General features: G+C 62.3%; 5 protein-coding genes and 2 rRNA genes. All 7 read right to left on the reverse strand.

All coding sequences use genetic code 11. The annotated features are described in order from the left end of the window. Positions 1 to 46 precede the first annotated feature (46 nt). A 23S ribosomal RNA gene (locus H1R19_RS13595) occupies positions 47 to 3,183 on the reverse strand. A gap of 431 nt (positions 3,184 to 3,614) precedes the next feature. Next, a 16S ribosomal RNA gene (locus H1R19_RS13600) occupies positions 3,615 to 5,138 on the reverse strand. Together the 16S and 23S rRNA genes form the textbook arrangement of a ribosomal RNA operon. A gap of 426 nt (positions 5,139 to 5,564) precedes the next feature. Continuing rightward, positions 5,565 to 6,878, reverse strand: a complete 1,314-nt coding sequence (gene tyrS, locus H1R19_RS13605) for a tyrosine--tRNA ligase (protein WP_188328000.1) — start codon at positions 6,876 to 6,878, stop codon at positions 5,565 to 5,567. Between the two features lie 60 nt (positions 6,879 to 6,938). Next, positions 6,939 to 7,154, reverse strand: a complete 216-nt coding sequence (locus tag H1R19_RS13610) for a Trm112 family protein (protein WP_188327999.1) — start codon at positions 7,152 to 7,154, stop codon at positions 6,939 to 6,941. A gap of 4 nt (positions 7,155 to 7,158) precedes the next feature. After that, complete coding sequence (locus H1R19_RS13615) at positions 7,159 to 10,155, reverse strand: AMP-binding protein (RefSeq protein WP_219849305.1); 2,997 nt, start codon at positions 10,153 to 10,155, stop codon at positions 7,159 to 7,161. Positions 10,156 to 10,238: 83 nt separating this feature from the next. Beyond that, complete coding sequence (gene argH / locus H1R19_RS13620; protein ID WP_188327997.1) at positions 10,239 to 11,708, reverse strand: argininosuccinate lyase; 1,470 nt, start codon at positions 11,706 to 11,708, stop codon at positions 10,239 to 10,241. Further along, entirely contained in the window at positions 11,705 to 12,904 is a 1,200-nt protein-coding gene (locus tag H1R19_RS13625; protein WP_188327996.1) for an argininosuccinate synthase, read from the reverse strand. Before H1R19_RS13625 ends, argH begins: the two co-directional genes overlap by 4 nt. Positions 12,905 to 13,002 lie beyond the last annotated feature (98 nt).

Genomic DNA, 13,002 nt, shown 5'->3' on the forward strand with positions numbered 1-13,002 from the left:
GGATGCGAACACACAAACATACTGGTGTATGTGATGTGTGGGTGTTGTTGGTAAGTCCTCGGCCGATTAGTACCAGTCACCTGAACCTATTGCTAGGCGTACAGTTCTGGCCTATCAACCCCATGGTCTGTAGGGGGCCTTAACCACTCAAGGTGGTGAGAAACCTCATCTTGGAACAGGCTTCCCGCTTAGATGCTTTCAGCGGTTATCCCTTCCGAACGTAGCTAACCAGCAGTGCTCCTGGCGGAACAACTGGCACACCAGAGGTTCGTCCGTCCCGGTCCTCTCGTACTAGGGACAGGTTTCCTCAAGTTTCTAACGCGCGCGGCGGATAGAGACCGAACTGTCTCACGACGTTCTAAACCCAGCTCGCGTGCCGCTTTAATGGGCGAACAGCCCAACCCTTGGGACCTACTCCAGCCCCAGGATGCGACGAGCCGACATCGAGGTGCCAAACCATCCCGTCGATATGGACTCTTGGGGAAGATCAGCCTGTTATCCCCGGGGTACCTTTTATCCGTTGAGCGACACCGCTTCCACTTGCCGGTGCCGGATCACTAGTCCCGACTTTCGTCCCTGCTCGACATGTACGTCTCACAGTCAAGCTCCCTTGTGCACTTACACTCAACACCTGATTGCCAACCAGGCTGAGGGAACCTTTGGGCGCCTCCGTTACTTTTTAGGAGGCAACCGCCCCAGTTAAACTACCCACCAGGCACTGTCCCTGAACCCGATCAGGGTCCGAGGTTAGAAGTCCAATACGATCAGAGTGGTATTTCAACAACGACTCCATGAACACTGGCGTGCCCACTTCACAGTCTCCCACCTATCCTACACAAACCGAACCGAACACCAATACCAAGCTATAGTGAAGGTCCCGGGGTCTTTTCGTCCTGCCGCGCGTAACGAGCATCTTTACTCGTACTGCAATTTCGCCGAGTCTGTGGTTGAGACAGCAGAGAAGTCGTTACGCCATTCGTGCAGGTCGGAACTTACCCGACAAGGAATTTCGCTACCTTAGGATGGTTATAGTTACCACCGCCGTTTACTGGGGCTTAAATTCTCAGCTTCGCCACCCGAAAGTGACTAACCGGTCCTCTTAACCTTCCAGCACCGGGCAGGCGTCAGTCCGTATACATCGTCTTACGACTTCGCACGGACCTGTGTTTTTAGTAAACAGTCGCTTCTCTCTGGTCTCTGCGACCCACACCAGCTCAAGCAGTAAATGCCGTCACCAGTCTGGGTCCCCCTTCTCCCGAAGTTACGGGGGCATTTTGCCGAGTTCCTTAACCACAGTTCTCTCGATCGCCTTAGTATTCTCTACCTGACCACCTGTGTCGGTTTGGGGTACGGGCCGTGTACCAACTCACTAGAGGCTTTTCTCGGCAGCATAGGATCATGGAATTCGCCTCAACGGCTACGCATCACCTCTCAGGCTGTATGTGTCCCGGATTTACCTAGAACACGCCCTACAGGCTTACACCAGTACTACCACTCACTGGCCCCACTACCTTCCTGCGTCACCCCATCGCTTGCCTACTACCAGCCGAGGTCCCATGCATCCACCAACTCGAGACCCGAAGGTCCACTCGTCGGTTTCAGGATGGTTAGTACAACTGATTCAGCATGGGCGCGGATACACGGGTACGGGAATATCAACCCGTTGTCCATCGACTACGCCTGTCGGCCTCGCCTTAGGTCCCGACTCACCCTGGGCGGATTAACCTGGCCCAGGAACCCTTGGTCATTCGGCGGCAGAGTTTCTCACTCTGCTTTCGCTACTCATGCCTGCATTCTCACTCCCACACCCTCCACCACTAGATCACTCTGTGGCTTCCACGGATGCAGGACGCTCCCCTACCCACCCACACACCTGGTTCAACCCCCGTAAGGGAAGAACGGGCTATTGTGTGAGTGCCGCGGCTTCGGCGGTGTACTTGAGCCCCGCTACATTGTCGGCGCAGGATCACTTGACCAGTGAGCTATTACGCACTCTTTCAAGGGTGGCTGCTTCTAAGCCAACCTCCTGGTTGTCTTCGCGACCCCACATCCTTTTCCACTTAGTACACGCTTAGGGGCCTTAGCCGGCGATCTGGGCTGTTTCCCTCTCGACTACGAACCTTATCGCCCGCAGTCTCACTGCCACACTCTCACTTACCGGCATTCGGAGTTTGGCTGACGTCAGTAACCCTGTGGGGCCCATCGGCCATCCAGTAGCTCTACCTCCGGTAAGAAACATGTGACGCTGCACCTAAATGCATTTCGGGGAGAACCAGCTATCACGGAGTTTGATTGGCCTTTCACCCCTACCCACAACTCATCCCCTCCATTTTCAACTGAAGTGGGTTCGGGCCTCCACGACGTCTTACCGTCGCTTCACCCTGGCCATGGGTAGATCACTCCGCTTCGGGTCTAGACCCGGCGACTCAAACGCCCTATTCAGACTCGCTTTCGCTACGGCTACCCCACACGGGTTAACCTCGCCACCGAGCACTAACTCGCAGGCTCATTCTTCAAAAGGCACGCCATCACCCACCACCACAAGGGTGCACAGGCTCTGACGGATTGTAAGCGTCCGGTTTCAGGTACTATTTCACTCCCCTCCCGGGGTACTTTTCACCTTTCCCTCACGGTACTTGTCCGCTATCGGTCACCAGGAAGTATTCAGGCTTACCGGGTGGTCCCGGCAGATTCACAGCAGATTCCACGAGCCCGCTGCTACTTGGGAAAATTCATCACGCAAGACCACATGTTTTCAGCTACCGGACTCTCACCGACTACGGCAGACCATTCCAGGCCACTTCACCTAACACATGGTTTTCTGACTCACGCCCAGACAGGTAGATCTGAGAAGATGAACCCCACAACCCCACACACACAACCCCTACCCGGTTACACATGCGCATGGTTTAGCCTCCTCCGCTTTCGCTCGCCACTACTCACGGAATCACAATTGTTTTCTCTTCCTATGGGTACTGAGATGTTTCACTTCCCCACGTTCCCCCCACACAGCCTATACATTCAGCTGGTGGTAACACGACATCACTCGTGCTGGGTTTCCCCATTCGGACACCCTCGGATCACAGCTCGTTTGACAACTCCCCGAGGACTATCGCGGCCTACCACGTCCTTCATCGGCTCCTGGTACCAAGGCATCCACCGAACGCCCTTAAACACTTACAACAACACCTACAAACAACCCCCCACCCAACACAACCCAAAAGGCCATGCCAGCGAGGGACCGAATGTAGACATCACAAAACATTTTCTGCTAAATCACAGACCAACAAAAATTGTTGATTTGAAATAAAGATGCTCGCATCCACTATGCACTTCTCAAACAACACACACCCACAACCGACCCGCGCTCCCCCGACCACCACAGCCGAGATCCACACACACATCCGCATCATGAGCAGTCCAGAGACAACACAAATGTGTTCTCTCAGAACCCCGATAGTGTGACAAGAACACACCCACCTCACAGTGAGCGTCGACCGATGACCCCGGCATGAGCCGGCACCACCACATGGCCTGTCTGATGTTTCACCCTGAACACACACTCGCCGCAGAACATACGCCCACAGAAACGAGTGTTGTTGTGTGCTCCTTAGAAAGGAGGTGATCCAGCCGCACCTTCCGGTACGGCTACCTTGTTACGACTTCGTCCCAATCGCCGATCCCACCTTCGACAGCTCCCTCCCACAAGGGGTTAGGCCACCGGCTTCGGGTGTTACCGACTTTCATGACGTGACGGGCGGTGTGTACAAGGCCCGGGAACGTATTCACCGCAGCGTTGCTGATCTGCGATTACTAGCGACTCCGACTTCATGGGGTCGAGTTGCAGACCCCAATCCGAACTGAGACTGGCTTTAAGGGATTCGCTCCACCTCACGGTCTCGCAGCCCTCTGTACCAGCCATTGTAGCATGTGTGAAGCCCTGGACATAAGGGGCATGATGACTTGACGTCATCCCCACCTTCCTCCGAGTTGACCCCGGCAGTCTCCTGCAAGTCCCCGGCATAACCCGCTGGCAATACAGGACAAGGGTTGCGCTCGTTGCGGGACTTAACCCAACATCTCACGACACGAGCTGACGACAGCCATGCACCACCTGTACACCAACCACAAGGGGGGCTATATCTCTATAGCTTTCTGGTGTATGTCAAACCCAGGTAAGGTTCTTCGCGTTGCATCGAATTAATCCACATGCTCCGCCGCTTGTGCGGGCCCCCGTCAATTCCTTTGAGTTTTAGCCTTGCGGCCGTACTCCCCAGGCGGGGTACTTAATGCGTTAGCTACGGCACGGATTCCGTGAAAAGGAACCCACACCTAGTACCCACCGTTTACGGCGTGGACTACCAGGGTATCTAATCCTGTTCGCTACCCACGCTTTCGCTCCTCAGCGTCAGTTACTACCCAGAGACCCGCCTTCGCCACCGGTGTTCCTCCTGATATCTGCGCATTTCACCGCTACACCAGGAATTCCAGTCTCCCCTGTAGTACTCAAGTCTGCCCGTATCGCCTGCACGCCTGCAATTGAGTTGCAGAATTTCACAGACGACGCGACAAACCGCCTACGAGCTCTTTACGCCCAGTAATTCCGGACAACGCTCGCACCCTACGTATTACCGCGGCTGCTGGCACGTAGTTGGCCGGTGCTTCTTCTCCAGGTACCGTCACTTGCGCTTCGTCCCTGGTGAAAGAGGTTTACAACCCGAAGGCCGTCATCCCTCACGCGGCGTCGCTGCATCAGGCTTGCGCCCATTGTGCAATATTCCCCACTGCTGCCTCCCGTAGGAGTCTGGGCCGTGTCTCAGTCCCAGTGTGGCCGATCACCCTCTCAGGTCGGCTACCCGTCGTCGCCTTGGTAGGCCATTACCCCACCAACAAGCTGATAGGCCGCGGGCCCCATCCCACACCGCAAAAGCTTTCCACCAACCCCCATGCGAGGGAAGGTCATATCCGGTATTAGACCCAGTTTCCCAGGCTTATCCCAGAGTGCAGGGCAGATCACCCACGTGTTACTCACCCGTTCGCCACTCGAGTACCCAGCAAGCTGGGCCTTTCCGTTCGACTTGCATGTGTTAAGCACGCCGCCAGCGTTCGTCCTGAGCCAGGATCAAACTCTCCATGAAAAAATAGCGAAACAACCAACCCCCAAAAGAGCCAGCATTTCAACACAATCAGGAAAGCAAAACCTGACCAATCCAAAAACTAGCAACACCCACCCCAAAAAGGCAGATGCCACAAAAACAAACAAAAACATCTACATCCATAAAGAATGCACGATGCCAAATTGGCATCAGACAATTCATCATCACACTATCGAGTTCTCAAAGAACACACACCCACCGGACGTCCTCTACATGAGAGGCGGCTCCTGATGAGCTTCCCAGAGCGCGGTGTGACCCGCTCTCTTGTTCTCGGGAGTGCCCCGCACAGGCGACCCCGACCATCGGTCAGGGCGCTTTTACCGCCCCGGGGCTTGCAGCTCCGGGGCTTGCTCTCTGCGGTGCGTCAATTAAGTTACACAGGCGCGAACAACGCGTCAAATCGCCTGGTCAGGGGGCTAGTCGCGCTCCGGCAAAACTCTTCTTCCCTCGGCGAACGACCAACCAGCGCCCGTGGAGCAGGTCGGCGTCGGTCGGCTGCCACTCGGGATCGGTGATCTTGGTGTTGTTCACGTACGCGCCACCCTCGGACACCGCACGCCGCGCAGCCTTGTTGCTCTCCGAGAGTTTGGTGTCGACGAGCAGTTCCACGATGGTCGGCCGCGCGGCCTGGTACTCCGCGACCGAGGTCTCGCCCACAGCTGCGGCGAGAGTCGACTCATCGAGCTCGTCGAGCTCGGCACGGCCGAACAACGCCTGGCTGGCCAGCTCGACGGCAGCGGTGTTCGCCTCCCCGTGGATGAGGGTGGTCATCTCGGCGGCCAGCCGCTTCTGCGCGAGACGCAGGTGAGGCTTCTCGGCGGTTGCGCTCTCGAGCTCCTCGATCTCCTCACGGTCCAGGAAGGTGAACCACCGCAGGTACCGCACGACGTCGGCGTCGGCGGTGTTCACGAAGTACTGGTACCAGGCGTAAGGACTGGTGAGCTCGGGATCGAGCCACAGGCTGCCGCCGCCGGTGGATTTGCCGAACTTCTTTCCGTCCGACGACGTCACCAACGGCACCGTCAGAGCGTGTAGCGAGCTGCCGTCGAGGCGTCGTCCCAGGTCCACGCCACCGATGATGTTTCCCCACTGATCGGAACCACCGATCTGGAGGAGACAGCCGTACCGGCGATTTAGCTCGACGAAGTCGTTGGACTGCAGCAGGAGGTAACTGAATTCGGCGTAGCTCATGCCGTCGCCCTCGAGTCGACGCTTCACCGTGTCCCGGGCGAGCATCACGTTCACCGAGAAGTGCTTGCCCAGATCGCGAAGGAACTCGATCGCAGACAGCTGCCCGGTCCAGTCCAGGTTGTTCACGACGACCGCGCCGGTCGGCGACGAATCGATGTCGACGAACCGCCTGAGCTGTGCGTCGATACGGCCGGCCCACTCGGCGACCGTGTCGGGCGCATTCATGGTCCGCTCCCCCACGTCGCGCGGGTCGCCGATCAGTCCGGTGGCGCCACCTGCGAGGACGATCGGCCGGTGTCCGGCGAGCTGGAATCGCCTCAGTGTCAGGAGAGGGACCAGATGGCCGGCATGCAGACTCGCGGCTGTCGGGTCGAAGCCGGCGTAGAGCGTGATGGGGCCGTTGGCCAGCGCCTCACCCAGGGCGCCCAGGTCGGTCGATTGTGCGATCAGACCTCGCCACTCGAGTTCCTCGAGGATGTCGACGGTCCCAGCGCTGGTGCTGGTATCTGGCTTGGCGGTCTCGGCACTCACACCACGATCTTGTCATCCGCCGGTAGCGACGCGTGTAGGAGGTGACGCCCGGCGTTCGATCTAGTGCGGCGCGATCAACCGTTCGTGCTCGGCGTCGTCGACCTTGCGCGCCTCGTCGATGAGCATGACGGGGATGCCGTCGGAGTCGATCCGGTAGGCCACGTGCAGGCGCGGGTTGTAGAGCTCGTCGCCGGCGTTGATCAGCGGGCCGTGGTCCTGTGGGCAGGCCAGTCGTTCGCGCACGATCGGGTCGATGGCCTCAGCGCGTGTCGTCACCCGCTCAGCCTAGGACATCGCTCGGCGTCGTCCCGGCCCAGTCCAGCTTCTCCGCGATGGTCCGCGTGTACCGGCGATAACGCCCGTCCTCGTCCCGATACCAGACGCGAGCGCCGGGAGCCGGAATCCCCTCGTCGACGAATCCCGTGCTCAGCGGGCGGTACGAGGCAGAAACCGGGATCTCGTCGACGACACGGATCAGGTGGGGGCGCTCCTGCGCCGGGAACTGACCGAGGGCGACACGCAACTGCGTGACCGTCAGGGATTCGACCTTCGCCCCGGAACGAAGTGTCAGCGCGGCGATGACGACCTGACGTCCTGGATCACCGACGCCGTAGACGACGACCTGGTCGACCATCGGCATGCGGGAGAGCGCGTGCCCGATCGGCGGGATGAAGACGGGCCCGTGTGCGGTCGTCAGCACCCGGTCCGTGGAACCGAGGAAGTACAGGTCGTTGTCGGCGTCGCGCACGAACAAGTGGCCCGAGACCTCCCAACGGTCCCTGGCGGTGAAGACACCGCGCAGCACGGTGCCGTTGGTGTCGAACTTGTGTTTGGCCTTCGACAACAGCAGTCCCGGCTCCCCGATCTCGGCTCTACGGACGAAGCCCGAGTCGTCGATGAGCAGACGGTCGCTGTCGATGTCGTATGCGACGACCTCCACCGGGTTGGTCTCCGGCAGAGGGCGGCCCACCGAGGACAGTTTGTCGCCGGAGACGTTGGCCAGGATCGCCGAACCGTCGGCGGTGGCGAAGAACTCCAGGATGCGGGCGCGCGGGAAACTGCGGCAGACGTCTTCCCACAGGCCTGCGGACATCCCCGAACCCATGAACAGCCGGATGGGGTTGTGCTGGTTGATGCGGAAACCCGGGTCCCGGACGACGCCGTTCAGCATCGACCAGGTGTAGGAGACGACGGTGATGCCGTATCGCTGGACCTCGGTCGCGAAGTTCTGGGGGTCGATGCCGTTCGACAGCGCGATCCGCGAACGACCGACAACGGTGGCGCCGAGCGTGGTCAGCAGGCCCGATGCGTGATGCAGGGGCGGCAAGCAGTACACCGTGTCGCGGTCGGTCAGCGCCGCAGCCGATGCCGCGCCGAAGGCTGACATCGCGAAGCGGTGATTGGTGACCGGCCACGGGAAGAGCTTGCCCTGGGCGCGACTGAACAGGATGAACGCCAGGTCGCCCGCCAGACCGGGATCGGGTCGGTACCACGACGGCAGAACCACGGCCGCCGGGTCGATCCGTTCCATGTCGACCACCCGCGTGCCGTCGGCGCCGTCGATGGCACGTGACTCGCCGCTACCCCCGCCGAGTACGAGTACGCGCCCGGAAGCGGCGGCCGCCTGGTCCAGATGAGTCGGGTCGGTGACGATGACCGAGCTGTCCGCGAGACGCAACATCTCCCGCAGGTCCGCGTCACCGGCGAGGAGGACCGACACCGCGCCCAGTCGGGACAGGGCCGCGACGACGACCAGCGCACTGGGACGGGTCTCCATCAGGACACCGATGTGCTGACCGGGACGCACCCCGCAATCGATGAGCCCGGCGACCACGTTGTTGATGCGGGTGTCGACCTGCGCGTGGGTGAGGACCCGGTTCTCGAACAGGAACAGTTCGTTGTCGCCACCGCGTTTGGTGTTCTCCGCCATCAACTTCGACAACGAGATGCGCGTGCCGCTCTGGATCTGGCCGAGACGCAGGAGCCTGGGCACGGTACGCACCGATTCCGAGGCGACCGCGCGCGAGGTGCGTTGCAGAGAATTCGCGAATCCGAGGAGCTCGCGGGACGCGGCGGTACCGGCGTCGGCGACCGAACCCACGCCGTGGGTGATGCGCGAGGAGAGACTCACACCGCCGCCGTGACCATGTTCCACCAGCGACATCTCCGAGATCAGCTCCGGGCGCCGACCGTTGGACGACAGCCAGTTGACCCATTCGGCGGTGGTCGGCCAGGTGTGCTGACCTGCCGCGGTGCCGACCACGAGCCCGAAATGTCCCACGGGGAGGGTGGATTCGTACACCTCGGCGTCGGGTGCGGCCCGGACGATTCCGCGTACCGCCGTCGGCTGCCCGATGTCGTCGGCCTCGCCCACGAAGGCCAGGACCGGGCAGGTTATCTCGGTCAGCGAGACGAGATCGCCGTTGACCACGAACCCACCCGAGACCATCCGGTTGTGCGCGACGAACTGCCGCAGCAACTCGGCGATCGCCGGACCGGACCAGGCCACCCAGCCGTCGGCCTCGAGGAAACGACGTTGGTCCTCGCGCGGGAGCAGGGCCTCGCGGTCGTGCAACCGGCGGAGGAAGTCGATTCGGCTGCGGACCGTCTTGACCGGGTCGAGCAGCTGGAAGCCGGTGCGAGCCATCCAGTCCCGGACCCAGAGATTGCGCGAGAACGCTTTGTCGGCCAGGAACTCGGCGGCCGGGGCGACGAGCCCGGCGGGCAGCCCCAACGGGAGCGCGGCGAGAACGTCGACGGGGCTGCCGAACGTGATCAGGCTGGCGATGCCCTTGGACCTGCGATACGCCGCCGCCTGGTAGGCGAACATGCCACCCTGCGAGTAGCCGGCGAGATGGATGTCGCGGCCCGTCGCCTCGACGATCAGGTCGATGGCCCGGCTGATAGCGACCACGTGGTCGGCGAGGTTGCGCTCCATCCCGCCCTCTTCGGAATCGGGCGAACCGAAGTCGATGACCCAGGGCGTGATGCCGTTGCGGTGCAGGACGGAGACCGCGCCGTTCTGGTCGGTGACGTCGTAGACGTTGGCCGACACCATCATCGGCGGTACGAGCACGATGTTCGGACCGGTCGAGGGCTCGTTCGGGAAATACCGGCGGAGCCGGAACATCTTCTGCGTCTCGACGATCGCGAACGGCGCAGGCTCGGTGCCGGTCTCGAGGCCGCCGAAGCGCAGCACCTCGAGTCCGTTCTGAGCAGTGGCCAGCACCCGACCGACGACTCCACCGATATCAGGGACCCCGTCCCAACCCACCATCGTGTTCGTTCCCTCCCCGGCACCGCCGAACGTTGCGCACCGATCACCCGGTGACTGAGGTCACTGTACTCACGTGATGGCCGTCAGCGTCGCCCTCCCGGCCCAGCGGTCCAGCGTGTCCGGAGATCGGCGGTCTGCGCGGTGATGACGTCGATCTGACGACGCACCTGGACCGGCGCCGTACCGCCGTGCGCACTGCGCGATTCCACCGAGCCGCGCACCGTCAGCACATCGCGAACGGCCGGCGTCAGCGAGGGATTGATGGCCGCGAGGGTGTCGTCGTCGAGCTCGTCGAGACCGACACCGCGCGACTCCGCTTCACGCACACAGGCTCCGGCGACCTCGTGCGCGACCCGGAACGGCACTCCCTGCCGGACCATCCACTCCGCGATGTCGGTGGCGAGCGTGAAGCCGGCAGGCGCGAGCTCGGCCATGCGCTCGGTGTGGAACTCGAGGGTCGCGACCAGGCCGGTCACCGCGGGCAGCAGCAGTTCGAGCTGCGCGACCGCGTCGAAGACCGGTTCCTTGTCCTCCTGGAGGTCGCGGTTGTAGGCCAACGGCTGCGCCTTGAGGGTCGCCATCAGACCGGTCAGATCTCCGATCAGACGACCCGCCTTGCCGCGCATCAGTTCGGCGACGTCCGGATTCTTCTTCTGCGGCATGATCGAACTGCCCGTCGACCACGCGTCGGCCAGCGTGACATACCCGAATTCCGGTGTGCTCCAGATGATCACCTCTTCGGACAACCGGGACAGGTCGACCGCGATCATCGCGAAGACGAACGCGGCCTCGGCGGCGAAGTCACGTGCGGAGGTGGCGTCGATGGAGTTCTCCGCCGGGGCGTCGAAGCCGAGGTCGGCGGCGATCGCCGCCGGGTCGAGACCGAGCGACGAACCGGCCAGTGCGCCGGAACCGTACGGTGACACCGCAGTTCGACGATCCGCGTCGGCGAGCCGGTCGATGTCGCGCAGCAACGGTTGCGCGTGGGCGAGCAGATGATGCCCGAGCAGCACGGGCTGCGCCGCCTGCAGGTGCGTCTTGCCCGGCATGATCGCGTCGGGATGTGCCGCCGCCTGCGCGGTCAGCGCGTCGACGACGTCGAGGAGTCCCAGCGCGACGCGACGCATCGCCGCGCGCAGCCACATCCGGAACAGTGTGGCGACCTGATCGTTACGCGAACGACCCGCGCGCAGGCGGCCGCCGAGTTCGGCGCCGACCCGCTCGATCAGCCCTCGTTCGAGGGCACCGTGGACATCCTCATCGGAGTCCGCCGGACCGAAGGTGCCGTCGGCGACGTCGGCCGCGAGGCGATCGAGACCGTCGAGCATGGCGGTCAGGTCCTCGGCGGTGAGAAGCCCGGCCTTGTTCAGGACCCGGGCGTGCGCCTTGGACGCCTCGATGTCGAAAGGTGCCAGCGCCCAGTCGAAGTGGGTCGACTTGCTCAGCGCCGCCATCGCCTCGGCCGGACCGCCGGCGAACCGCCCGCCCCAGAGCGAACCCTGGTTGGTGGTTCCGCCGGCGTCCCCGCCGTCGTGAGAGGTCCCGGCACTCACAGATTCAGGTCCCGCTTGGCCGCGATCTTCGACGACAGGCCGTGCAGCTCGACGAATCCGCGAGCCGCCGACTGATCGAAGGTGTCGCCCTCGTCGTAGGTGGCGAGGTTGAAGTCGTAGAGCGACTCCGGGCTACGACGCCCGGTGGCGGCGATGGTGCCGCCGTGCAGGGTGAGTCGGATCTCGCCGGTGACGTGTTCCTGGGTGGAGGCCACGAACGCGTCCAGCGAACGCTTCAACGGTGAGAACCACAGGCCGTCGTAGACCAGCTCGGCCCACTTCTGGTCGGTGCCGCGCTTGTAGCGGCCGAGTTCGCGCTCGAGGGTGACGTGCTCGAGTTCCTCGTGGGCGCGGATCAGGACCATCGCGCCCGGGGCCTCGTACACCTCGCGGCTCTTGATACCCACCAGACGATCCTCGACGACGTCGAGACGACCGACGCCCTGTGCGCCGGCGCGACGATTGAGTTCCTGGATGGCCTCGAGAACACTGACCGGACGCCCGTCGATGCTGATCGGGCGGCCCTTGTCGAAGCCGATGATGACCTCGTCGGGCGAGTTCCAGTTGACCGTGGGGTCCTCGGTGTAGTCGTAGACGTCCTTGGTCGGCGCGTTCCACAGGTCCTCGAGGAAGCCTGTCTCGACGGCCCGGCCCCACACGTTCTGGTCGATGGAGAACGGCGACTTCTTGCTGACGTTGATCGGGATGCCGTTCTCGCCGGCGAACGCGATGGCCTTCTCACGGGTCCAGGCATAGTCGCGGACGGGCGCGAGGACCTCCAGATCGGGTGCGAGAGTGGCGAATCCGACCTCGAAGCGGACCTGATCGTTGCCCTTGCCGGTGCAACCGTGGGCCACGACGGTGCCGCCGTGATCGCGCGCTGCGGTGACGAGATGCTTGGCGATCAGCGGGCGCGAGAGCGCCGAGACCAGCGGATAGCGGTCCATGTAGAGGGCGTTCGACGTGATGGCACCGAGGCAGTACTCGTCGGCGAACTCGTCGCGGGCGTCGACCACGACGGCCTCGACCGCGCCGCACTCGAGTGCGCGCCGGCGGATGACCTCCATGTCCTCGCCGCCCTGCCCGAGGTCGAGCGCCACGGCGACGACCTCCTTGCCGGTCTCCTTCTGAATCCAGCTGATAGCGACCGAGGTGTCCAGGCCGCCCGAATACGCGAGTACGACACGTTCTGCCATGAGGTGAAGCTCCTGTTCTAGCGTTGACCCGAGTCCATCATCGGACCCGGGGTTCCGACAACACCGTCCGGGTGTCGGTTGGGTGTCGGGGAGTCTGT

Origin of the sequence: Gordonia jinghuaiqii, from assembly GCF_014041935.1 — a bacterium.
Lineage (GTDB): Bacteria > Actinomycetota > Actinomycetes > Mycobacteriales > Mycobacteriaceae > Gordonia > Gordonia jinghuaiqii.